At 33.4% G+C, this 25,365-nt stretch carries 22 protein-coding genes; 8 read left to right on the top strand and 14 right to left on the bottom strand.

Annotated elements, in window-relative coordinates; translation table 11 throughout:
* Positions 1-27: 27 nt before the first annotated feature.
* The 6 genes from G6N06_RS08105 to G6N06_RS08080 all read right to left on the bottom strand — a co-directional run bounded on the left by G6N06_RS08105 (position 28) and on the right by G6N06_RS08080 (position 6,694).
* The gene (locus G6N06_RS08105) at positions 28-585 is read right to left on the bottom strand and encodes a serine O-acetyltransferase (protein WP_240338012.1); all 558 of its coding nucleotides are present in this window, start codon (positions 583-585) and stop codon (positions 28-30) included.
* A 290-nt stretch (positions 586-875) separates the two neighbouring features.
* Positions 876-2,078, bottom strand: a complete 1,203-nt coding sequence (locus tag G6N06_RS08100) for an O-antigen ligase family protein (RefSeq protein WP_163515712.1) — start codon at positions 2,076-2,078, stop codon at positions 876-878.
* 2 nt (positions 2,079-2,080) lie between these two features.
* Positions 2,081-3,166 carry a glycosyltransferase family 4 protein gene (locus G6N06_RS08095; RefSeq protein WP_163515710.1) on the bottom strand — a complete coding sequence of 362 codons (1,086 nt, stop codon included), beginning with the start codon at positions 3,164-3,166 and terminating at the stop codon, positions 2,081-2,083.
* 187 nt (positions 3,167-3,353) lie between these two features.
* On the bottom strand, positions 3,354-4,697 hold the full coding sequence (murJ, locus tag G6N06_RS08090) for a murein biosynthesis integral membrane protein MurJ (RefSeq protein WP_163515708.1): 1,344 nt from the start codon (positions 4,695-4,697) through the stop codon (positions 3,354-3,356).
* 385 nt (positions 4,698-5,082) lie between these two features.
* Positions 5,083-5,739: an HAD family hydrolase gene (locus G6N06_RS08085; RefSeq protein ID WP_163515706.1), complete on the bottom strand. Its 657-nt coding sequence runs from the start codon at positions 5,737-5,739 to the stop codon at positions 5,083-5,085.
* Positions 5,723-6,694, bottom strand: coding sequence for an ATP-grasp domain-containing protein (locus tag G6N06_RS08080; RefSeq protein WP_163515705.1), 972 nt, complete (start codon positions 6,692-6,694; stop codon positions 5,723-5,725). Before G6N06_RS08080 ends, G6N06_RS08085 begins: the two co-directional genes overlap by 17 nt.
* A gap of 387 nt (positions 6,695-7,081) precedes the next feature.
* Between G6N06_RS08080 and G6N06_RS08075 the strand changes: the two genes are divergently transcribed.
* From G6N06_RS08075 to G6N06_RS08055, 5 genes are all read left to right on the top strand, one after another.
* Positions 7,082-8,206 (top strand): DegT/DnrJ/EryC1/StrS family aminotransferase, encoded by a 1,125-nt coding sequence (locus G6N06_RS08075; protein ID WP_163515703.1) that lies wholly within the window; start codon positions 7,082-7,084, stop codon positions 8,204-8,206.
* On the top strand, positions 8,203-10,089 hold the full coding sequence (locus G6N06_RS08070) for a polysaccharide biosynthesis protein (protein WP_163515701.1): 1,887 nt from the start codon (positions 8,203-8,205) through the stop codon (positions 10,087-10,089). Before G6N06_RS08075 ends, G6N06_RS08070 begins: the two co-directional genes overlap by 4 nt.
* A 35-nt stretch (positions 10,090-10,124) precedes the next feature.
* Entirely contained in the window at positions 10,125-10,898 is a 774-nt protein-coding gene (locus G6N06_RS08065; protein ID WP_163515699.1) for a polysaccharide biosynthesis/export family protein, read from the top strand.
* Between the two features lie 13 nt (positions 10,899-10,911).
* The gene (locus G6N06_RS08060; protein WP_163515697.1) at positions 10,912-13,266 is read left to right on the top strand and encodes a GumC family protein; all 2,355 of its coding nucleotides are present in this window, start codon (positions 10,912-10,914) and stop codon (positions 13,264-13,266) included.
* A gap of 66 nt (positions 13,267-13,332) precedes the next feature.
* On the top strand, positions 13,333-14,484 hold the full coding sequence (locus G6N06_RS08055) for a polysaccharide deacetylase family protein (RefSeq protein ID WP_163515695.1): 1,152 nt from the start codon (positions 13,333-13,335) through the stop codon (positions 14,482-14,484).
* Here the strand turns inward: G6N06_RS08055 and G6N06_RS08050 are convergent, their stop codons facing one another.
* Positions 14,485-15,651, bottom strand: coding sequence for a proline dehydrogenase family protein (locus G6N06_RS08050; protein WP_163515918.1), 1,167 nt, complete (start codon positions 15,649-15,651; stop codon positions 14,485-14,487).
* A gap of 98 nt (positions 15,652-15,749) precedes the next feature.
* On the opposite strand from G6N06_RS08050, the gene aroB reads away from it, so the two are divergent.
* Positions 15,750-16,817, top strand: a complete 1,068-nt coding sequence (gene aroB, locus G6N06_RS08045) for a 3-dehydroquinate synthase (protein WP_163515693.1) — start codon at positions 15,750-15,752, stop codon at positions 16,815-16,817.
* Here aroB and G6N06_RS08040 read toward each other — a convergent pair.
* From G6N06_RS08040 to G6N06_RS08030, 3 genes are all read right to left on the bottom strand, one after another.
* Positions 16,812-17,327, bottom strand: a complete 516-nt coding sequence (locus G6N06_RS08040) for a DinB family protein (RefSeq protein WP_163515691.1) — start codon at positions 17,325-17,327, stop codon at positions 16,812-16,814. The two genes, aroB and G6N06_RS08040, sit on opposite strands and share 6 nt — an antisense overlap.
* A gap of 87 nt (positions 17,328-17,414) precedes the next feature.
* On the bottom strand, positions 17,415-17,894 hold the full coding sequence (locus tag G6N06_RS08035) for an Lrp/AsnC family transcriptional regulator (RefSeq protein WP_163515916.1): 480 nt from the start codon (positions 17,892-17,894) through the stop codon (positions 17,415-17,417).
* A 73-nt stretch (positions 17,895-17,967) separates the two neighbouring features.
* Complete coding sequence (locus tag G6N06_RS08030) at positions 17,968-19,125, bottom strand: M14 family metallopeptidase (protein ID WP_163515689.1); 1,158 nt, start codon at positions 19,123-19,125, stop codon at positions 17,968-17,970.
* 303 nt (positions 19,126-19,428) lie between these two features.
* Here G6N06_RS08030 and G6N06_RS08025 point away from each other — a divergent pair, with 303 nt between their 5' ends.
* Both G6N06_RS08025 and G6N06_RS08020 read left to right on the top strand, forming a co-directional pair.
* On the top strand, positions 19,429-19,803 hold the full coding sequence (locus tag G6N06_RS08025) for a helix-turn-helix domain-containing protein (protein ID WP_163515687.1): 375 nt from the start codon (positions 19,429-19,431) through the stop codon (positions 19,801-19,803).
* A 94-nt stretch (positions 19,804-19,897) separates the two neighbouring features.
* Positions 19,898-20,284 (top strand): hypothetical protein, encoded by a 387-nt coding sequence (locus G6N06_RS08020; RefSeq protein WP_163515685.1) that lies wholly within the window; start codon positions 19,898-19,900, stop codon positions 20,282-20,284.
* Between the two features lie 319 nt (positions 20,285-20,603).
* On the opposite strand, the gene G6N06_RS08015 is transcribed toward G6N06_RS08020, so the two are convergent.
* From G6N06_RS08015 to G6N06_RS08000, 4 genes are read right to left on the bottom strand one after another with little or no spacing between them, the layout of a single operon-like run.
* Positions 20,604-22,064: a class I adenylate-forming enzyme family protein gene (locus G6N06_RS08015; RefSeq protein WP_163515683.1), complete on the bottom strand. Its 1,461-nt coding sequence runs from the start codon at positions 22,062-22,064 to the stop codon at positions 20,604-20,606.
* Positions 22,065-22,083: 19 nt separating this feature from the next.
* On the bottom strand, positions 22,084-23,049 hold the full coding sequence (gene nadE, locus G6N06_RS08010) for an NAD(+) synthase (RefSeq protein WP_163515681.1): 966 nt from the start codon (positions 23,047-23,049) through the stop codon (positions 22,084-22,086).
* A 19-nt stretch (positions 23,050-23,068) separates the two neighbouring features.
* Complete coding sequence (gene asnB, locus G6N06_RS08005; RefSeq protein WP_163515679.1) at positions 23,069-25,054, bottom strand: asparagine synthase (glutamine-hydrolyzing); 1,986 nt, start codon at positions 25,052-25,054, stop codon at positions 23,069-23,071.
* 26 nt (positions 25,055-25,080) lie between these two features.
* Positions 25,081-25,335: an acyl carrier protein gene (locus G6N06_RS08000; protein WP_163515677.1), complete on the bottom strand. Its 255-nt coding sequence runs from the start codon at positions 25,333-25,335 to the stop codon at positions 25,081-25,083.
* Positions 25,336-25,365: the final 30 nt, after the last annotated feature.

Below are 25,365 nucleotides of genomic sequence, written 5' to 3'. Positions count from 1 at the left end.
AGTTTATAATTCTATTTAGCAAAATTTTTATATGTGTTTTATGAATTTCGTTATATCAACCTCACCAATTACTTTAGCTGGGATACCTGCAATAACAGTATTTTCTTCATTGAAAGATTTATTGACAACTGCATTTGCTCCAATAGCCGTGTTACTTGGAATAGTAATGTTCCCAAAAATTTTTGCCCCTGGAGCGATGTAAACATTGTCGCCTAATTGAGGTGCTTCTTCTTGACCACCAGTTGCTCCTATATTAACGCAAACGTGTATTCTACAATTTGCACCAACTTTAGTATTGCTATTTATGACAATAGTGCCATAATGAGCAATGGCTAATCCTGGTCCAAAAACATTTGGAGGTATAGAAAAACCCATTTTTAAAGAACGGTTTCTAAATTTATATTTTAAATAGAAGTAATAAATTTTGTAAAGGCCCTTGTTCTTGCAGTTTTGATAATATTCTACTTTTCTTAGGAGCTTTTGAAATTTCCAAATCAGATCTGGAAAGAATAGATTTTTAAAATTATTAAATAGTCCCTTATTGTCAATTTTTAAAGCTATCGCGTCTTGTTCTAAATATTTCAAGTAATCGTTTTTATTAAGTATCATACTTTTTTAGCTGAGATTAATTTCTAATTAATGGTTCTAACGGTCGATTAGCTGTTTTATATGGAAACTTACCATACAAAATTATATTAATATCTCTAGTTCTTTTTTTAGTAAGCCATTTTATTTTCCTCTTGGTTTTAAGAGAAATGCAACCTAAGCTTTATTTTCTTAAAACAATTAAAACCGAAGGACTAAGTTATATTTGGTTTTGTAATTAGTATCTTATTCATAATTTAAGTAATGCTATTAAACTTAATTTACGCTTATTAAAAAAAATTAAAATCGTTCTGCCCTGAATCATTATAATCAATAATATAGCCGATAAATGGAAATAAAACAATCAAGTAAGGTTGGTTTAATACAGTTTGGAGACTAATCATAAAAATAGAAAGAACTATTAAAATTGACAACGAAAAAAAACGAATAGGTTTATCTAAACTAAACGATTTTAAGTAATAATAGAACAAAATGCCAAGAAAAAACACAAATGCCAAAATTCCTGCATCAACCCAAACTCCAATGTAGGTATTATGGCCTCTCTTAGCAGCCGAAAAATCCACACCATTTCCTAATATCGGATTTTTATAAAGATAATATAGAATGTGCTCAAATAAACTATCTCTGCCAGAGTTATCAACATCCTGTAAATTAAAAGTTAAAACATTAATGATATTGTCAACCTTTGCGATTTGAGTTTTTGTTAAATCTAAATCTTTCGTTTGAGACTTGAGAGAAAATATTCCAACATATAAAAGCACTATACTTACTCCAAAAAGTGCAAGTCGAAGTCCAGTAAAAAATTTGTAATTAGTTAAGAAAAAGACGATTGTAAATACAAACAAGCCTGTTGTAGAAAATGTAACAAACAGACTGTAGAAGATCAGAAGCAACATCATTGCTTTGAATCCTTTAAAGAGCAATTTCGACGGGTTGTAAAATTTATCGAATAACACATAAGCAATAATACTAGCTAGGGCTGCATTATTGGCATCGCCATATACTCCACTCGCGCGATCAAGGTCATATTCGTAAATTCCACCTACATTAAAAGTAAAGTTGAGCCTGAATAAGATGAGTGTCAATAGTGCAGAAAGTACAAATGAAATTGTTAGAACCTTAAAAAACATCCTACATTGCGTCCTATCACTCAATAGGAAATTAAATCCTATAAAATATATTACTGGTATCAAAGTTGCTAAAATTGGAGATTTAAAACCACTAACACCAGCCGCTAATAAACCAAAGCAATAGTATATAATATAAAAGATAAGCCATAGCCGATTCATTCGTGACAAAACTCCTGCATTCCTTTTAATCAAAAATATTCCTAAAATTATAAGCAGTACATTTGAATATGCTATCAGTTGAGCAATATTTTGTGAAATAAATTTGGCTATAAAATTCTGAATATTTAGACAACTATTAATCAATGGCCAATAAAAACATATGTAAATTATAAGCTTGTTCATTATCATTTAATTACTTCATCAAATAAATCCTCATAACGTTTAGTAATAGCAGAAATATCATATTTATCAAGAGATTTAATACCTTCGTTGGAGAGCCTAATCCTTAGCTCTTCATTTATGATTAAATCACTTAAGCCTTTTTGCATTTTAGCTAAATTTTGATCTTCAATTAGTAACCCGTTTTTTTCATTTTCAATAATATCTGAAGGACCTGTCTTACAGTCATAAGAAATACAGGCCATGCCCTGCGACATAGCCTCGAGCAATACCATTGGCAAACCTTCAAATCTAGAGGGTAATATAAATATAGATGATTCGTACATTATTTTAGATATATCATCGATAAAACCTGTGAATATAATTTTATCGACTATTTTATGCTCTGTAGCTAATTGCTTAAGATATTTTAAGCCTTCATCTCCTGCACCGGCAATCTTTAGATGCCATTGAGTGTGTTTTTTTAATAAGGGAGCTATTAACTTAATTAAATTATCAAATCCTTTGTGGTGATAGCGATTTAAATGACCGACCGCCAGAATGGTCTTTTCTCTTATATGAGTGTTTTCACGAATCGATTTAAAGCTACAGGGATTAGGCATGACGTATACATTTGCACCATGATTACTATAAAATTCAACGTCAAAAGACGTTAATACTGTAATAACATCTGCTCTTTTATATAGATACTTCTTTGTGAAATCTGTAATTCTCTTACGACCTTTCATATATCTTAAATGAGAATTATGTTCTTGTGCAATAATTTTAATCGAAAATAACTTGGCTACAATTATTGTGATTAGATTTGTTAATGTTACAAAAGAAACAATAACATCTGGTCTATTGGATTTGGTTTTGTAGTATCTACTTAAATTAACAATACTTCTGAGTGTATGACTGGGAATGAAACTGGTTTGTTTTAATTTTACCCTATTTATGGATGGGTCAAGTATATACTCTTCTTTATCTTGAAAAAGCGTTATTACTGATATTTTATTCGACTTGTTTTTCGCCAAACTATTGACCATTAGAGCAAGTACACGCTCGGCGCCACCGCCACCCAAATTTGATATTATAAAATCTATTTTCATTTTTTAAATATTGTTTACTACAACTAATTTCCTTATAATATGTATGCTAACTTATAGTTTATAATGCAACTATAAGGGTCCTACCTTCTAAGAATTAGCGCTATAAAAAGTTAAACATTGTATATATTGACCTATAAGCTGATTTTACACCTGAAATTAAACGAACTACTCTAATTGAAAAATTATTTTATAAGTTTAACTTTCTATATAATTTATAAGTATATCCGAAATAAAAACAGCTACTTATGGTTAAAACCAATGTTGTGCTTAAAGCAAGGCCATAAACTCCGTAATATTCTATCAATATAAAATTTAAAATGATATTTACGGTAAGGTTAATTAACGATATCCACGCCATAAATTTATTTTCATTAATACTAGTTAAAAACTTGACAATTATAAGTGTGCATAGATAAAATGGCACATTTGCCAGCATTATTTGCTGTATCGCAGAAACCTTTAATGTATCCGCGTGGGTAAACTCATCTCTTTCAAGCCACAATTCAATTATAAAATCTGACATAAAAATGGCTATGACAACAAAAACAATTCCAATGCCAAGAACTAATTTTAAAATATAAAATAACTGTTTGTATGCAGATTTTAAATCCTCATTTACGAGTCGAGAAAAATGAGGAAGCAGAACACTACCGAGGGCCATGATTACTATAGTTACTCCAAACGCTGGAACTCTATTCCCGTAATTCAAAGCGGCGATTGAACCCACAACTAGCTGTCCAGCAAAAAATTGATCAATAAATTTATTCATTGCAGAGAGAAAACTAGAGGTGATTTTAGGAGGTAACTGTCTTAACATTAGTTTTGAGTTGTTGTTCAAAACAGGTCGACTAATTAATAGATTATTACCTTTAATGGTAAAAAAAAGAAGAAAAATAAAGCCCAAAACACTTCCAGCTAATGTTCCGTATGCTAGAACAAGATTACCTATATCATCCTTTAAATAAAGAAGAAAAACAATCATTGTAATTAAAGGGAATATTTCGGATATGGTCGAAATCAAAAATTTATTCTCTACTTCCAATAAACCAGTTAAGACCGTTGAAAAACCCCAAAAAACCAAACAAGGTAAAATTATATAGAGCTGATCTTTTACTAATTGATAATAGATTTCCGTATGATTAGGAAAGATAAATTGTAAAAATAAGTCTGTAGTTAAAAAAGCTAACAGAATAGATAATAGAGAAATCCCTAATGTCATTAAGAAAACAATTGCCTGAAAACCAGATCTGTCATGGCCACTTTTAATTTCAGCGATATAATTTGGAATAAACAAGTGCTTAAGAGAGTTTAAGAAAACGCTCTGAATAAATGTAGGGACAAGGACCGCCACAAGAAATGTATCCAATATTTCAGATAATCCAAAACTCCCTGCAATAATTGTTTCTTTATAAAACGCAATTGCTTTAATAATAAACGTGATTACTGCGACTGTAACCATACTTTTCATTAAAGGGTTGCGAAGAAGCAATCGAATCCTATTTTTTAAATTATTTAAATAAAAAATTCCCATTTTTTAATATAGTAGATTTTTAGCGAAGTGTGTAAATCTCAGAATAAATTGCAGGAGTAAAAAACATTATTTGAAATCTATTCAAAATAATGTTTCATGGAATTGAGGAATGTGGCATGTTTTAATTTTACAAATTAACAAATAGGTATCAGCGGCTTTAAATTGTTGCCATTAATAAATTTTAAGGAGTTAATTAGAACAAATATTAAAAAATAAACTGGAAAATAATTATTAATAGGTCTAGAAGGCGTATTAGTAGTTGAATTACACTATACCCTATGAATATTTATTCTAATTTATTTTATGCTTTACAACTAAGATAATTCTTGTATTTAATTTACCGGAAATAGAGAGATATTTCAAAAATTTAAGACTTCTTTAAAAATCAAATAATTTTTATATCTCTGAAATCAATGATTAATTCGTTGGGTAAGCAACGATCATCCAAGTATTTATGAGAATCATAATGTATGTTCTTACCATTATCAATTAAGGCTACACTGTACCAGCCTAAACTATTTGGAGCGATAAAGTCTTTTTTTAAATTATCAGCTACATAATAGTAAATTTTGCCAGATATCGAGTTTTCGATAGCTTTATAATTGGTTATACACGGCTTGTCTGATCCAATTTCTTCAGAAATAATAATACTATCTATATATTCCAATATTCCTAAACTATCAATTTTTGCTCTTTGGGTCTTTGATCTACCATCGGTAATTATTCCAATCTTACCATTCTTTGATTTTATAGCATCAAAGACATCCAATACACCCTCAAACAACCGAATGTCTGGATCGTGGTTTCGGTACATATCAACTAAATCTTCAACTTCTTTATTATAAGAATTCGCAACAAATTCAAAAACATTGAATCTGCATCTGTATAAAGAAAACATCTTTGAATATAACACTTTCCAATTATTCGGTTCCAAAGACAAAGCAATTGATTGATATGCTGATTTCAAATAATCTAATTCGTTATATAATGTGTCGTCTAAGTCAAAAACAACAACGGTATTAAAATCAATCTTTATATCCATGAACTAAGATTTCATCATCATAACGAATCATTAACAAATTATTTTCCCAAACTTCGAATTTTTCTCCAATCTCCTTTTCTAATAAATATTCCTCAATAATCCATTTCGTGAAATTGGCTCCTGACAAATAAGACAAGGGATATCCTCCACCAAATCGAGGATTAATTTCAATCCCGTAAATCTTTGTGTCATCTTTTTTGTGCAAGAAAAACTGGGCCGTGAGACACCCTATAGCACCCTCAATATAATCTAAATTGTTTTTTATATAAGGAACCAATGCATTATTCATAGTCAATGCTTTATAAACTTCTCCGTCTCTAACCTCAATCCTTTTGCGAGGTACCGCACATTTTAACTTATGATTTTTACAATAATACAAATCACATGTAAATTCATCATATTCTTCATGATCCAAGTATTCTAAGAACATTAGCTTTTTATTGTTAAAATGATATTCAGTTAAATCATCTTTAGAACGAATCAGAAAAGTATCTACACTCCTACTTCCATCCCTTGGTTTTATAAATAGTGGTAAGCTGAAATTATGTTTGGAATATTCTTCGGCTACATTCACATTATGATCTACAAAAAATTTATGGATCAGTCTTTTATCCCTACATTTAGAGACAAATTCAACTGAAGAAATAACAACCTTAACGCCTTGTTCCTCAAATCTTAGTTTATTTTTTGCAAGATCGAGCAATTCGGTATCTATGGTTGGAACGATTAAGCTAATATTATGAGTTCTACAAAGTTCTATTAGGCTTTCTATATAGTCAGAGGCATCAATTCTTGGAGCTTTAAAAAACATATCCGAAATTTGGCAAGCAGCTGATAATAATGGGCACGAATCTGTCGTATAAACTTTACCTTTACTGTCAATGTTTTTTAATTCTTTTTGAAATGATTTCACAAGAGAAACTCTGCGTCCTGCTGAAGTTATTAAGATATTCATTATTGTAATTTAGGGAATTAATTTATTGCAAAACAAATTAGAGACGATAAATATAATGTAGTTAAAATAAAATATTTCACAAAATCACCATAAAATCACAATTCAGATTAAAAAATATTGAAGATCAAATCCAAAACCATGCATTAATTTTATTTACCTTAAAGTCAATTCTATTATATCATGAGTTATTGGTAGTTAAAAAAGATATTAGTAGAGAACCTTTCAGAAATTGACTATAGGTAAACGTAAATATTTACTTTTGGTCGTTTTAATTGGGAGTGATGAAGATATTAACGGATATTTAGACTATAATTTAGAATGTATCCCCGATCCCTATATTGACATGACATTGAATGGTAATTATATATTACTTCACAATTCTTACTTATGAAACCGAAAATTTGGCTGTCATCACCACATATGAGTGGTAATGAGCTACCTTACATACAAGAAGCATTTGACTCTAATTGGGTAGCGCCACTTGGACCAAACGTAAATGGCTTCGAATTTGATTTACAAACTTATCTCAAAGAAGATTGTCATGTAGCCGCGTTGGCATCTGGAACCTCCGCCTTACATCTAAGTCTTATATTGTTAGGGGTCGAAAAGGGTGATGAAGTTATTTGTCAAAGTAAAACTTTTTCCGCTTCTGCTAATCCTATAGTCTACCAAGGGGCAACTCCTATCTTTGTGGATAGTGAAAGAGAGACTTGGAATATGTGCCCTGTGCAACTTGAAATAGCAATCAAGGATAGAGTTTCAAAAGGTATTAAGCCCAAAGCTATCATTGCCGTACATTTATACGGTATGCCTTATAAAGTTGATGAAATAAATCAAGTGGCATTAAAATATGAAATTCCAGTAATTGAAGATAGCGCAGAATCCTTAGGCAGCGAATATAACGGTCGAAAATGTGGAACGTTTGGAGATTTTTCCATTTTATCTTTTAATGGAAATAAAATCATTACCACTTCAGGAGGAGGGGCATTAGTCTCAAAAACCTTAAAAAATAAAAAAAAGGCCGTTTTCTTGGCTACACAGGCACGAGACAATGCGCCACATTATTTGCATTCACAAATTGGATACAATTATAGAATGTCCAATATTGTTGCAGGAATCGGTCGTGGGCAAATGACTGTATTAGATAGCCACGTGGCAAAGCGGCGTTCAAACCATGAGTTTTATGTAAGTGTTTTTAAAAACAACGATAATATCGTATTTTTACAAGAGCCTGAAGGTTGTTTTTCAAACCGCTGGTTGTCTTGCATTTTATTGAAATCTAAATCAATTAGAGAAGGTTTAAGATTATCTTTAGAAAATGAGAACATAGAATCCCGGCCCTTATGGAAACCAATGCACCAACAGCCAGTCTTTAAAAACGCGCCACGATATCTCAATGGTGTTTCGGACGAGTTATTTGAAAAAGGTCTGTGTCTGCCAAGTGGTTCAAATTTAACTGATGCTGAACTCGATAGAGTAGTCACAACCATTAACACATATTTTAATAAATGATTTATAAATTTTTACATAAAATATCCCATAGGTATGCCTCCAAATGGTTGGTATTGCTATTGGATTTATTTATTGTAATTGTTAGTTTATTTTTCGCATATTTTATTAGGTTTAATTTTAAGATTGAATTCGATCTTAACTTGATGATGCGTCAAGTTCCCTTTGTGCTAATAGCCGCATTGATTAGTTTTTTGTCTGTTAGATCACATAAGGGGGTCGTAAGATTTACAGGGTATAAAGACATTATCAATATAATCATTGGCGTCAATATTTTAGCCACAATTTTGATTATTTCGACCTTTTTCAGTCGAAAATTCGGTTATAGTGATGTATATGATATTCCTGGCTCCATAATTTATATACATTTATTGCTGAACATATTGCTGCTTATTGGCTTTAAGTTATTTATAAAGTCACTCTATAATGCTTTAAGCAATGATTTTAGCGTTACTAAGAAAGTCTTAATATATGGCGCCGGTAATTCAGGAATGATAACTTACGAAGCCATCAGTAACGATCCTCAAAACAGTTATATTGTCATAGGCTTTATTGATGACAATGAGAGTAAAGTTGGAAAGAAAATAAATCTTTTAACTGTCTATAGTTTAGACAAAGTAACTCCAGAATTTGTTTTAAAAAATAAAGTTGAAGAAGTCATTGTTTCGATTCAGAATATTGATCCAACACGGTTACTTCAAATCACAGGTTATTTATTTGATTTGGGACTTCATGTAAAAATCGTCCCTCCTGTACAGAGTTGGATCGATGGCGATTTGAGTATTGGGCAAATTAAACATGTCAACATTGAAGACTTACTTGGACGAGATCCCATATCTATAATCAATCCAACAGAAGAGTATGAGAATAGGATTATTCTTATAACAGGCGCTGCTGGATCCATAGGCAGTGAAATCTCTCGAAAAGTCAGTTTATACAATTACAAAAAATTAATTCTTTTGGACAATTCAGAGTCGGCATTATATGATCTTCAGCAAGAGTTTAGACAACAAGGGCTTGAAAACATAGAGGTTATAGTTGCCGATATTCGCAATAGAACCAGAGTAGATCAAATACTTAATGAATATAAGCCAAAAGTAATTTTCCACGCTGCTGCTTATAAACATGTACCATTAATGGAAAACAATCCTTTTGAAGCTGTTAGTGTTAATATTGGAGGCACTAAAAACGTAGCGGATATGGCTGTTAAGCATGGTGTCGATAAATTTGTATTGATCTCTACCGACAAAGCGGTCAACCCAACAAATGTTATGGGAGCGACTAAACGCATCGCCGAGCTTTATGTGACCTGTCTTAAAGGAAAAGGACATACCAAATTTATTACCACTAGATTTGGTAATGTCTTAGGATCAAATGGATCTGTGATTCCATTATTTAAAAAACAAATTGAAAAAGGTGGGCCTCTAACAGTGACCCATAAGGATATCACTCGCTACTTTATGACTATACCTGAAGCCTGTCAACTTGTTTTAGAGGCTGCAGCCATGGGTAATGGAGGTGAAATTTTTGTTTTCGATATGGGAGAACCGATTAAAATTTTCAACCTAGCAAAAAACATGATCATATTATCTGGTTTAAGATACCCAGAGGATGTGGACATTAAAATCACTGGTTTGAGGCCAGGGGAAAAGATTTACGAAGAACTTTTGGCAGATGGAGAAAACACCACAAAAACCTATCATGAAAAAATAATGATTGCAAAATCGCGATATGTGGATATCGAAAGTGTTGAAAAACAAATAAACAAATTAACTGCTGTGAGTTCTCTAACACAACCCTTGGAAATAGTATCTTCGATAAAACTTTTAATTCCTGAATATATATCTAATAACTCGACGTATGAAGTTTTAGATATTAAAAAATAGTCCTATTTTTAAGCTAAATCTTTAAAACTATTTACATGAAAACACGTCTTGTCACGATTTCAATTATAGCAATAGCATTGGTTACCTCTTGCACTTCAAGTAAAGATCTCTTATATTTTCAAGATGAACCTTTAAGCGGTGGTTATATAGATTCAACACCCGAACAACTAGTTTATAAACCGGATGACATTCTTACGATTAATGTCACTGCTGCAGACCCTTTGGCAGCAAAACCCTTTAACTTGTCACTCGTAACTGAAAGTGAAGATCTTGTTAGTGCCACAGGTGCGACCAGAATGCAGACTTATTTGGTTGACTTTAATGGGAATATTGAGTTTCCTGTTTTGGGTACTTTGCATATCGCTGGAATGACTAGAATCGAACTTACCGCTTTTCTAAAAGAAAAAATCAGTGTCTATGCAAAAGATCCTATTGTAAACATTAGACTTATTAATTTTACCGTAACCATAATTGGTGAAGTTTCAAGCCCGGGCACTTTTACAATCCAAAAAGAACGAATTTCCTTACCAGAAGCTTTAGGATTGGCTCATGATTTGACCATTTTTGGTGAACGAAAAAATGTACTATTGATCCGTGAAGTTGATGGTAGGAAAAAATTCGCCAAAATTGATTTGACATCTGTAAATTCAGTTAGTTCACCTCTTTATTATTTACAGCAGAATGATGTAATTGTAGTTGAACCAAATAAGGCAAGAATACGCTCCTCAAATTATAACCAAAATAATGCTGTACTAATTTCTGCGATAGGAACCTTAACTACGATTGTAGCCGTATTCTTGATAAGATAATTTAGTTAAAAAAATGAAAAAGACAAATAGTTCAGCTAATAACGAATTAAAGCAACAATTGGAACTAATTACCTCCCATTGGTTGATAATATCATTAAGTCTTGTAATTGCGGTTTCCTTGGCTTATTCTTATTTGAGATACGAAACTTATCAATACAACGCTAGCGCAACAATTAAAATTCAGGATGATACTCAGTCTCAAAAACTACCAAGTTTAGAAGACATCACGGGTAAAGGATTGTTCGCTAATGGGTCAAATAAAATCCTTGACGAAATTGAAGTAATTCAATCAAGAACGTTGATCGAAAATGTAGTCAAAGACTTAAATTTGAATATTAAATATTATACACAAGGTCAGATAAAAGAACTTGAAATTTATAACAATCCTCCTTTAAAACTCAATTTTTTCGCACACGATTCTATTATACACAACGTAGATACCACCCTTTTTATTAAAATTATTTCTCCGTCGAAATACTTAATGTTTAAAGATGATGGAAAATCGTTAATTGACAGAGATGAATCTCATGGTGACCCGTATAATTTTGGTGATAAGATTAAAACTGGATTTGGAGATGTTATAATCGTTCCAAATATTGGAAAATATGCACCTATTATAGGTAGCAATCTAAGGGTATCTATAGTACCTGTAAGAAAAGTAGTTGATGATTACCAAAAAAGAATTGCCGTTTCAACAGAAACTGGTTCGAGTGTTGTAAAATTAGAATTGAAAGACAATATTCCTGAACGAGCTATTGATATTCTCAACAATTTAATTAACGAATACAACAATGATGTTATTGCAGATAAAGAATCAGTTATTGAAATTACCTCTGATTTTATCAATAATCGTCTCCAAGTAGTTTCAAAGGAGTTGAATGAAGTAGATTTTACAGCCGAACAGCTTCAAAAAAAGAATAAGCTTACCGCTCTGGGTTCTCAAGCAAATTTATATTTAGAAAGCGAAAGAATAACTGAAGACAGGATTAACTCAACCACAAATACGATTCAGTTAATTGATTATTTAAAGGAGGAAATTAAGGAAAAACATAAAAGCTCAGATTTACTTCCAGCAAATATTATTGAAGATCCAGCTATTTTACAGGTCACAAGAACCCATAATGAATTAGTCGCACAACGAGAGAGTATTTTAAAGAACTCTAGCGAAATAAACCCTACGGTCATAAACTTAGATAATCAAATAAATGCTCTAAAAGATAATCTAGAAAATACGCTTGAGAGCTTAAAAAAAACGAATGAATTAACACTTAACAGTTTATCTAGGGAAGGAGCTAGAATTCGTGGACAATTATACTCTGCTCCCACAAGAGAAAGACAATTTAGGGATATTGAGCGACAACAAGGTATTAAAGAGTCATTATTTCTCTATCTTTTGCAACAGCGGGAGGAGTCCGCAATTAGTTTAGGTATGTTTTCTCCTAAAGCAAAAATTATTGACCATGGCTATTCATCGTTTCTTCCTGTATCACCAAACAAAATGTTAACTTATCTTGGCGCTATATTATTTGGATTGGCAGTGCCGATAGGCTCTATTTATCTATTAAATTTATTGGATAATAAAATCCACAATAAAGAAGATTTGATTAAAATCCTTGATATTCCGTACATTGGTGATATCCCAAAAACAAGCAAAAAAAATAAAATAGTCAAACAAATTGACTATTCACCCAAGGCTGAGGCTTTTAGAATTTTGCGTTCTAATATAGATTTTATGTTATCCGGTAATTCTGGGTATTCTAAAAAATTATTTATAACCTCTACTACTGCACAGGAAGGAAAATCGCACACTAGCACTAATCTTGCCATGTCCATCTCATACTCGGAGAAATCAGTTCTTTTAATTGAAGCTGACGTGAGAATACCAAAAATAATGGCTTATTTGAATAAATCCGAAAAAATTGAAAAAGGCTTATCAGATTTTATTATAGATAAATCCATAAAACCCCAAGACATAGTTGTGCACAATAAGGAAAACCCTTTCATTGACATCATTCCTTCTGGCACACTACCACCAAATCCATCAGAACTATTAATGAGTGACAGAGTGGGTGAACTTTTTGAATATTTTGATAAAATATATGATTATATAATCGTGGATACATCTGCTGTAGGGCTTGTTAGCGATACATTGCTTATTTCCAAATATGCCGATATGTTTATTTATGTTGTAAGTGCAAACAATATTGATAAAAGGCAATTAGTACATGTTGCAAGACCATTATATGAGAAAAAAAGGTTACCCAATATGACCCTGTTACTAAACGGTGTAAAAACCGGAAGTGAAGGATATGGCTATGGGTATGGAAATAACCCACAAAAACAGAAGAAAGGCCTATTTAGAAAGTAAATCAGCTGAAATTCCAATATAAATTTATCCTAAATAAACCATTTTCAAAATTTTAAATAAATCTAAATGACAGTATTAATGTTTCATAGCGTTGGATGTGAGAAAAATGAATGGTATAGAAATTGGTTGTCGGTGTCTTTAGATCATTTTGAAAGTTTTTGCAAGTTTTTAGTAGATGAGAATTATGAAACAGTTTTTCTTGATGAGTGGTACAACGAACAAGGAAGTCCCTCAAAAGAATCTACTCGAAAAGTTGTTTTAACTTTTGATGATGGCTACTTAGATAATTGGGTTTATGCATACCCAATTCTAAAAAAGTATAGATTGAAAGGGACAATTTTTGTGAATCCGGAATTTATTGATAATTCAGAAAATATTCGTTTTAACTTAGAAGATGTATGGGATAATAAAATTAATGTCGGAGAATTATCGCCGATAGGTTTCCTTAATTGGTCAGAATTGAAGAAAATGGATTCATCTAATACCATCGACATACAATCACACAGTATGAGCCATAATTTCTATTTCCATTCCAATAATATTAGAGACATCTATACCGGTCAGCCACACTACGACTGGATGGCTTGGATTAATAAACCTCATAGAAAACCCTACTATACTACAGAAAATCAAAAACAATTTGTCCCTTTTGGAAATCCCATATTTGATTTTGGAAGAGCACTAGGATTAAGACGCTATTTTCCGGATGAAAATTTAGTTAAATACGCTATTGAATTGTATTCTAATAATGAGAAACTGAGAGACAAGTCTTTGTTAATTGAAAAGTTAAATAAGAAACTTATTACTTTTCCAGGAACTTACGAGACGGACGAGGAGATGGAAAAGAGATATCGCTATGAGCTCTTTGAAAGCAAGTCACTCTTAGAAGAAAAGCTCAACAAGAAGATTGACTTCTTATGTTGGCCCGGAGGAGGATATAATGATTTAAGTGTTAATTTATCTATCGAAGCTGGCTATAAAGCATCTACTGTGTCGTTTAAGGATAAAAAGCTCGTTGAAAATAATGCGGATGATTACAAAAGAATCAAACGTTCTGCAATGGGTTCGTTTATTTCCACGAACACAAAGTATCATTATGTAAAGGACTCTAATTATCTCATCAATCTATTTAAATACCATAACGGAAGTGTTCTTCACAAAAATCTTTATCGCATAAACAAATTAGGGTTCATCATTTTAGACAAAATAGGTTTATAACTATAACTTTCTTCGCTTTCTTTCTGTTTTTATTAATGACAACTCCCTACTCGTCTGACCTGCAACCGAGGTATTCTCCTCTGCCCTTCTGATTAAATAGGGCATCACATCCTTTACTGGACCAAAGGGCACATATTTAGCTACATTATAGCCATGTTCAGCCAGATTGAAGCTGATATGGTCACTCATACCATAAAGCTGCCCAAACCACACCCTATTGTCGCTTTTATCAATTCCCAAATCCGCCATCAACTGCATCGCCAAATAACAGCTTTGTTCATTATGGGTGCCTATAAACAATGAAATGGTATCTAGATTTCTTAGAATATATTCCAATGTTTCATCAAAATTTAAATCTGTAGCTTCTTTTGTGGCACAAATAGGTGATTCATACCCCTCTTCTTCGGCTCTTTCCCTCTCCTTCTCCATGTAAGCTCCTCGCACAATTTTAGCCCCTACGGTGAAGCCATCTTTCTTAGCACGTTTATGAAGCGATTTAAGATAATCCAATCGGTCCCATCGATACAACTGTAAGGTGTTGTAAACTACTGGAACTCCTGTATTATACTTACGCATCATGGCTTCGCATAAATCGTCAGCAGCATCCTGCATCCAGCTTTGTTCGCTATCAATCAGAATTTCCACATCCTTTTCTTTTGCTAATTTGCATACCTTATCAAAACGCGCCACTACACGCTCCCACTCTTCTTGTTCTTTAGGAGTAAATGGCTTTCCTTCACCTTTCTTTTGATATAGGTGGAATCTTCCAAATCCAGTAGGCTTAAATACAGCAATGGGCATAGACTTTTTCTCGTCGGCAAAATTGATAATTTTCAAGGTTTTCTCCATAGCAGCATCAAAATGGGACTCGATTTCCTTGCCTTCAACAGAATAGTCCAATACAGAACTTACACCTTTAGCATACATCCTGTCAATAACCGGTAAGCAATCCTCTTCATTCACTCCCCCACAAAAGTGGTCAAAAACCGTCGACCTGATCAAACCTTCTACCGGCAAACGGGCTTTCAAAGCGAAATTTGTTGCCGCCGTACCTATTCTGACCAAAGGCTCATGAGAGATCATCTTGAACAAAAAATAAGCACGCTCAAGCTCTGAGTCACTTTTAAGACGAAAAGCGACTTCTGTATTTTCAAAAATTTTAGATATTGCCATTATGAGAAAAATAAAGACAAATTTAATTATTCATTTCTGATTAATTAATTAAAAACTGCTTATTTTCAGCCTTTATTAAAGCTATTAAAATAATGACATCAATTACGACCAATTCTTATGCCGTTCACTTTAATGCAAAGGGATACAAAGAATTAAACAACTATCTGAAAAACAATCATTTCTCAAAATTATTTATTATTGTCGATACCAATACACATGTGCATTGCTTACCACGTTTTATATCCAAATTAGAAACGGACCTGACATGTGAAATCATTGAAATTGATGCTGGTGAAGCTCATAAAAACATTGAGACTTGCGTAGGTGTATGGAATGCATTATCAGAATTGGGTGCAGACAGAAAAAGCCTGATCATCAATGTCGGTGGAGGCGTTGTAACTGATTTGGGAGGATTTGTCGCCTGCACTTTCAAGCGTGGCTTGAAATACATCAACGTCCCTACATCGCTTCTATCTATGGTTGATGCCTCTGTAGGTGGGAAAACAGGAATTGATCTCGGACCACTTAAAAATCAGGTGGGGGTGATTTCTTCAGGTGATATGGTCATTGTTGATACCGGTTTTCTGGATACACTTCCGCAAAATCACCTAAAGAGTGGATTGGCTGAAATGCTTAAGCATGGACTTATTTATGATAGAGAATATTGGAACAAATTTTTAAACCTAAACACGTTAACCTTAGATGATTTAGACGCCTTAATTCATCAATCTGTTGAGATAAAAAACCACATTGTAACTGAAGACCCAAATGAACATGGCCTGCGGAAAACACTCAATTTCGGACACACTTTGGGCCATGCCATTGAATCTTATTTTTTAAGTCAGACAGATAAGGAAGAACTCCTCCATGGAGAGGCCATTGCCATTGGAATGATTATGGAGGCCTATATTTCATCTCACTTGCTTGGCTTCCCAAAAGACGACTTAAAAACCATAAAGGAAACCTTTCTTAAAATCTTCAAAAGAGTGACTATTGAAGCTTCAGATCATAACGCCATCATCGATCTTTTAAAATATGACAAAAAGAATGAGCATGGTAATATCAACTTTGTGCTTTTGCAAAGGATAGGGATGCCAAAAATTGATTGTTTGGTAGAAAACGAATTGATTATAAAAGCCTTTGATTATTACAGATCATAGATAATGCTCCTTGATCATTTGGAGGTGATGGCTCTCATGACCTAAAATTATTAACGCAATGGCCCTAACAGAAAGACGACTATGACTGACGGTGCCTATTCGTGCCAAACTTTTTTGATTAAAGCTTTCAAACAAGGATATTGTAGCCTTTCTAACACTTTGGTATTCAGACAGGAGGCTTTCCATGCTTCTTTTATCAGCGTTACTGTGGGCAACAAAATCATCTTGATCAAAACCGGGCAATTCGGTTTTGTCACTTCTTGCAATACACATTGCCCGATAGGCAAAAACGCGTTCCGTATCAATCAAATGAAGAAGAATTTCCTTTATGGTCCATTTGCCTTTAGCGTAACGATAATGGAGTTTTTCTACCGGTATACTTTTTAAAAATAAAATTATTGTCTCATGATTGCTCCTTAAATCATCAAACACATTGCCAGTACCAGCTTTATCAATATATGGTTGATAGTAACTATTATACTCCTCTAAACTTATTTCGCTTTTGTTCATATACTCAACCTTAATTGATCTCAACAAAAAACACCCTTCATTGAGTGCTCAACAAAGGGTATGAATTTTCAAAAAATCGTTACACAATTAGAGTTCGTTAAAAATAGAATGCATTAAGCGCTTCTTATCATTTATACTTTCCTCTAATGAAATCATAGTTTCAGTCCTGTAAATGCCTTCGATATCATCTAACATAAAGATAATATCTTTTGCATGCGATGTGTTTCTAGCTCTTACCTTACAAAAAATATTGAACTTACCTGTTGTAATATGAGCCACCGTAACAAATGGAATTTCACTAATGCGCTCTAAAACAAATTTTGTTTGAGAGGTGTTGTTTAAGAAAACTCCAACATAAGCAATAAAAGAATAGCCTAGCTTTTTATAATCTAAGGTCAAGGATGACCCTTGAATAATACCAGCTTCCTCCATTTTCTTGACACGCACATGAACTGTTCCAGCCGAAATCACCAATTTTTTAGCAATATCCGTAAATGGAATTCGCGTATTATCTATTAACATATCTAAAATTTGATGATCAATCTCATCTAATTTGAACTTCCCCATTTGTTGTAAATTATTAAATTTTTTACAAAAATAACAGAAATATATTGAAGATAATACACCAAAAGCTACTTTTTTACACAAATAGTGGGTATTTCTTGTTGTTTATTAATACGAAATCGATTGCGATGCCCTCACTCAATTCCAAAACGTCTTTGACAAAAACCAATTGTTCACGAGCATCAATTTCTCTGTGGCCAAAAAAACCGCTCAGATCAGAAATTTTTACAATTTTGGGAATAAAAACAACTCGATCCTGTTTAAATACTTCTTCATACTGCACAGCAACATCTAAAATTTGATGAGAATCCTTTCTTTTCAGTTTCGCATTTCGGATGATAATATCATAAAACAACTTATCGTTTTGTGGAATCTCAAAATAGCCACTTTTATCAACCTTATCAACGTCCCCAAATGCAATTTCAGTAACCCCAACCCATAGCGATTGGAATATTAGCTCCCTAACCATCTCCCTATTGTAATCATCATAATAATGGCCAGCTTCAAACAATACTGTTGGTACGTTCAGAGCTTGAAAAGTGTCCCCAACACAATTAATATTAAATGAATCGTCATAAATACCCACTTGACCAGGGATTTGGCTTTGGAGATTCTGATTCATTTTCACGATTAAACCCATGGCTTTTTGGCGCGTTTTAGACACTGAGCGAGCCTCATCCTGGGCTGGAGACAAAAAGGAGATAGTCGCTGGCTTGTCGGTTGCTCCAGCGCTAAAAATAGTGCGCTGTCCATGAAGATTAAAGCAAAAATCGGGCTTAAAATCCTCAAAACACTTCCTGAGAATCCTGCTTTCTGGCTGGGATAAACTTTGCGCATCTCTGTTTAAGTCCACCTGATTTGCATTTAAACGGCTATAAACTCTTGAACCATCAGGGTTTAACATAGGAATGATGCCAATAGTACATTCGCTCAAAAGCCGCCTCACGTTGTCGTCATTTGATTTGGACAGGATATTCAAAAGATCAAATACAGCTTTTGTAGTTGTACTTTCATTACCATGCATTTGAGACCACATCAAAACCTTCTTAGCACCTGATCCGACTTTTAGAAAATGGATATTTTCATTCAAAACCGACCTACCAAGAACTGAGACATCATAATGAGCATTATGCTTTTCAAGCAGGCTTTTAATATGATCAAAGTTGATATATCGCCCAAAGAGTAACACCTCTTGATTTTGCTTATATACGTTCTTTAAGTAGTCGATTGTCATGTCAAAAAGTTATGCTACAAATGTAAACAAATGATTATTTACAAATGTAAACATTAAAAATACAAAGAATTGTTTACATCGATAAACAAGTATTCATGGTGTTTAAAGCAAATCATTGTCAAAATACCTTGATAAGTCAAAGCATCATATATATTGGCTATAATTATCACAATATCAGCTTTTTGAATTGCTATATGTGAACTGTTGATTTATGTATATTTACAAGCTAAAATGAAAATATTAGCTTTAATAAATGCTTTTTGTTACATTTGTAATCGGGCAGGGTTTTAAAATGAGTTTACAATGATAAACAGTGATGATTTCGCAATGCGGCTACAACAAGTGATAGATTACTACACGGACTCGGCATCTTCTTTCGCCGATACAATAGGTGTTCAGCGCTCAAGCATCTCACATATTCTATCGGGTCGAAACAAGCCTAGTTTAGATTTTGTCCTTAAAGTTTTATCCTCCTATCCCGAAGTTGAACTGTATTGGCTTTTAAACGGCAAAGGTGAATTTCCAGCTAAGGCCATAACACTCACTACAGAAAAAAACAACGTTCCTAAAATTCCGCAGCGACCTTTGATTCCCCCTACAGAAACAAATGACAAAAGCATTGAAAAAATTGTTATTTTTTATACAGATGGAACTTTTAAGGAATTTATAAAAAATTGATTCTTTTGCGTTTCTTTATATGATGAGTCATTTTACAATATTTAGATATAAATTAGCTTTCTTTTAAGTAATTTTGTCTCCAAATTTGTAAAACATGAAATTTCCATTAGTTTTTATTTTCTTACTCTTATTATCAAGCTGCTACAATAAAGCTCGTGAATGCAAAGATTTTAGGACAGGTACATTTGAATTTAAGTACACAACGGATGGTGTCGAAAAGATAGGCCGATTTGTGAGAACTGAAGATCTCAACATCGATTACTATGAGAACAAGATCGATACCGCTTCTATAAGATGGATCAATGATTGCGAATTTATCATGAAGCATATCAATCCAAAAAATATGAGTGAAGAGAAAGCGATTCACATGAAAATTCTTACAACTTCTGAGGACTCCTACACCTTTGAGTATAGTTTGGCCATACAACCTGGCAATCAAAAAAAGCATGTCGAACAAGGTACCGCTACAAAAATTAAATAAGAAACTATATGGTTTATTGTGCAGTAATCCAATTCTGATTTGCACTAAGTGTTTTTCACAAATCAGATTAGGAATTAAATGATATCTTTTACATAATTGGGGACAATAAATTCTTCCTTCTTAAAAAAGGAATGTTCAAAACAGAATCTCCACTCTTCAAAGAAATCCTGAATATTGGTCCATTGTAAATTTATTTATCAGAAGAATAACTACTTTTTTGTTGCCTACGTGCCGATATTTTAAGTTTCATTCAAAATAGTATAATCCACATATTTTAAGAATTCAGGTTTATGGAAAACGAAAAAGACATTCTTTTTCTTTATTTCTTAATCTTTTTCCCCGTGGGGCTCATGGAAATGCTGTTTTCAAAAACAATTTTTTGCGGTATCTTATAAAGTGATAGTTTTTCGGCACATTTAGACAATATCACCTCCCTCATTTGGGCTTCATCTTTTGGATTGTCCAAGACGATAGTCGCTAAAATTGATTCCCCTAATACGTCATCATCGATTCCTGTGACAGTACAATCAACAACTTGAGGAACGGAAAGGATCACTTCCTCGATCTCTTTAGGACTTACTCGTTTTCCACCTACTTTTATAATTTCCTTTTTTCTGGCCTTGAGGTATAAATAGCCATCTTGATCAAATTCGGCAATATCTCCAGTATGCAACCATCCGTTTATAATGGTTTTACTAGTCTCTTCTGGCTCATTATAGTAGCCTATCATAATATTATCCCCTTTTGCCATTAATTCACCTTCTTCTCCAATACTCACCTCTTCTCCTTTTTCATTGACTACTCTTAGAGACACGCCGGGAATACCTTTACCAATTGAACCTTTCTTTACACTGACCATATGTGGTGGTAAATATGACAAACGAGCCGTGGCCTCTGTTTGTCCGTACATCACAAAAAAGGCTATCTTAGGAAAGGTATCGATAAATTCATCGATAAATACATCATGTAATTTACCCCCGGCCTGGGTGACATATCTTAAATCCGGAAAATCTGTTGTTTTGAAACTTTGGGATTTTTTAAGCAAAATTTGATAATGGCTAGGGACACCTGCAAACCCAGTACATCTATACCTTTTTAAATCATTAATTACAGATCCTATAAATATAAAACTGTTATTTAGCACAATTGAGCCTCCAACTCTTAAATGGGTGTGCAATAAGGAAAGGCCGTAGCAATAAAAAAAGGGCAAAACGACCTGCATAATATCCTTGGAGGTTAAACTCAAATATTCTATTATGGATTGCGTATTGGCAATTATATTTTGATGACTGATCATGACCCCTTTTGGAAGGCCTGTTGAACCAGAGGTGTACACGATCTCTGCTAAACTGCTTTTATCTATATCCGGGTCAAATCGAACTAATTCCTGCTTATTGATGATTTCGTTGAAATGATCTTCATCAATAAGGTTTACTTTATTGCTCAACTGCTGTTTTGATTGTAGGGTGTCTGCCATAAAAACATTTCTACAGTTTGTTGCTTCTATGATAAAATTAAGGTTATCCTGTTCAATAGAGAAATTTAAAGGAACACAAACATTTCCAGATTTAAGTATTCCAAGATAAACGGTGATAAAAAAAACCGAATTGGGACTAATCAAAACAACATTTTGATTTTGGCCGACATTTACTTTTAAATAAGAAGCAATTTTTAAACTGTCTTCATGTAGTTTTTTAAATGAAATTGTTTCTTTTGGGCCCAACACAAAATCCTTTTCAAGATGTTGAGTCGTGGCGAATAAATAATCAAAAACATTCATAAACGATATAATTATTATTTTAGAATATGGGTCTCATTCTCAAATATTCAGTAGTATTTCTTTTTCTTTCGAAGCTCTTATAAATATTTTCTATTTCTTGAGCTGTTTTACCCATTACCTTTCCAACTTCATCAGTCTTATAATTATTTTCCCAACCATACCAAATTAAGTCCATTTCCTTATGTGGCATCTGAAAGAAAAAATCCTCCTGCGTTTGTTCCGCTGTATAGGTGTCCGTTGTCGGAGTTCGGTCGATTATTTCTTGTGGAACCCCCAAATATCTTGCTAATTGATAGACCTGTGTTTTGTAGAGATGTCCAATAGGCATGACATCAGCACCACCATCACCGTGTTTCACGAAAAAGCCCTGCTCAACTTCGTGTTTGTTAGGCGTTCCAATAACTGCATAGTGCAATCTTTCAGCATGGTAGTACAACATTGACATTCTACTGCGTTGTTTAAAGTTGGTTGATGCTACAATTTGAAGATATTCCTTAACGGGCAATAATTTGCTAATCACCTCTCCATTAGGCTTTATAACAGTAACCGAAAATATTCCCGGAATATTTTGGCTTATATCTTGCTTAATTTCAATTTTGGCCTTGTCGACTTTCGGATCAAAATTATGAATTACCCTGGCAATGGCTTCATCTCTTCTTCTATAACAACCAAATCCATCCAAAGCTTTTGTAATGTTTTCTTCTATAGTCTTGACACTGAACTTATTTGCTAATTTCAAGGCGAGGTTTTTACTGTCATCACTTGAATCTTGCTCTGGTAACATAATTGCGGTTACTTTTTCAGGACCAAATGCTTTGGTAGATAACGCCATGCAGACAGATGAATCTATACCTCCACTGATTCCTACTACAGCTCCCCTTCTTTGTAGCTTTTGAGCAACATCTGTTTTTAGTTTGTTAACAATCGTATCGCAAACTTCCTCAATGTTTTCTATGTGCAATATCTCTTTTGAAAATGGTTTCATAAAATTGTTTTATTTAGGATTAATAATCTATAACGGTTTTATCAAGATTAACGAGTTCATTGTCATTTAGCTCCTGAATTGATCTGTTTATAAACAGGTCGTTCAATATCTGCACAGATAAAATGGCAGTAATGGCCATATTGTCAATTTCAGATACTTGGTTTTTGCTCCTCATCTTTTGGAGCAACTGTTTCACATGGTTAGGATTAAATATCCCCGCTTGAGTAATTGCTTCTTCTGAGAGCATCTTCTCAAGATATGGAGGCAATTCATCCGGAACAAATGCACTGCGTATTGGCGCTCTATATGCCTGTTTGGATCTATTTAAGATGGCATCAGGCAGCCGGTCTTTCATTAAAATTTTTAGAAGATACTTTTCGTTTAAACCTTTGAGCTTTAAATCAGGATGTAGACTCATACAAAACTCTATAACCCTATGGTCCAAAAACGGATACCGTCCCTCTATGGAGTTTGCCATACCCATTCGGTCGCCCTGAGACGATAAAAGGTAACCAGACATAAATATGTTTATTTCGATCCATTGTGCTTTGGCCAAAGAATCTATGCCTTCAAGCTTATTGTTAAACTTTTGCTCAATAGCAACTATAGGATCGTAATCTCCAATGGCGTTTCGGTATTCTTTCGTGAGATAATTATTAATTCTAGAAGTATTGTGCCATCTTAACAAGTGGGAATAGATAGGTGAGCCGGTTTCTAACAGCTTATATCCAAAAAACATTTTAAGAACATTGCTGTTGGCATTTTTCATTTGCGGTAAATAAGGGTATAACTTCTTCAACAAAAGTGGGCGGTATTTGGAAGTTGGGTCCTTCGCCCAAAACCGTCTAATTTTTGTTTCCTTAAAAATATTATAACCACCTAACAATTCGTCTGCACCCTCACCCGTAATTACCACCTTAATATTCTCGTCCCGTACGCTTTTGGCCAACAATCCCATAGGAATAGGAGCTGTACGCAGTAAAGGAGCTTCTGAATGCCAAACCATATTTCCGAAGTTATCGGCAATATCATTTGGACCACAGGATATACTTGTATGTTCAGTTTTAAAATAATCGGCAGCTATATTTTGATAGTGCGATTCATCATAATCTTTTTCGGTAAAACCAATGGAAAATGTTCGTAACCTATCAGGAGAAATCTTTTTAATAAAAGAAGTGGTCACACTAGAATCCAATCCTCCACTTAGGTACGCTGCCACTTGTACATCTGCTTTCATTCTAAGTTCAACGGCATCTGAAAAAATGGTTTCAAATTCCTTTATCGCTTCTTCTACTTTAGTGTACTTATACTCATTGGGCTTGTATAAGGGCAATTCCCAATAAGTGGTAATGTCTTTTGAATATTTGTTGATGATCATATAATTTCCAGGAGGAACCTCAAAAACATCCTCAAATACAGTTGCAGGAGATAAAGAGGTCCAAAAAGTAAAATATTCAGAGATTGCCTTTGCTGAAAGTTTAGGTTTAAAACCAGGAAATTCCAACATGCTTTTGATCTCTGAGGCAAACACAATTGTCTCTCCGACTTCTGTGTAATATAGAGGCCTTATCCCTACGCGATCACGAGCCAAAAACAATTCCTCCTTGACATTGTCCCAAATGGCAATAGCAAATTGACCATTTAGCTTGTCTACAAATTTTGGACCGTATTCTTCATATAAATGGACTATTACTTCGGTGTCACTATGGGTTTTAAAACTATGTTGCTTGGCTTCAAGTTCTTTTCTTAGTTCAATGTGATTAAATATTTCGCCGTTAAATACAATCCATAAAGAGTCATCAGAGTTAGACATTGGCATGGTGCCATTATTTAAATCGACAATACTTAATCTGGCACTTCCAAGTCCAACGGAATTGTTCAAGTAAATACCACTCTGATCCGGGCCTCTATGCTTGATACGAGTAAGCATACGACGAAGAATAGTAGTTGTTGACTGATCTTGCTTAGTAGTTTGGTAATTATAAAACCCCGCGATACCACACATATAATTTAATGGTTCTTAATTAAAAATTACTGTTTGCCTTCAATGAATTTTAAAATACTATTAACCGATTGGAAATTCTCTGGTAATAGCTCATCATCTTTCACTTCAATATTAAATTCTTCATTTAAATATTCAACAAGGAATAATAATCCCATTGAATCCAAAAGTCCTGTTTCAAAAATTAAAGTGTCATCATTAATAGCCTTGGTATCAGACAGCGTTGCGCTGATAATATAATTCTTTATTTTATTTTTATTTTCAGTTTCAACTTGTGTTTTCATAATAATAAATTACAGTGGTTAATATGGTTA

Origin of the sequence: Gelidibacter japonicus (assembly GCF_010725055.1) — a bacterium.
Taxonomy (GTDB): Bacteria; Bacteroidota; Bacteroidia; order Flavobacteriales; family Flavobacteriaceae; genus Gelidibacter; species Gelidibacter japonicus.
The sequence above is the reverse complement of the archived record's forward strand: the minus strand, read 5'-3'. Positions and strand labels throughout refer to the sequence as shown.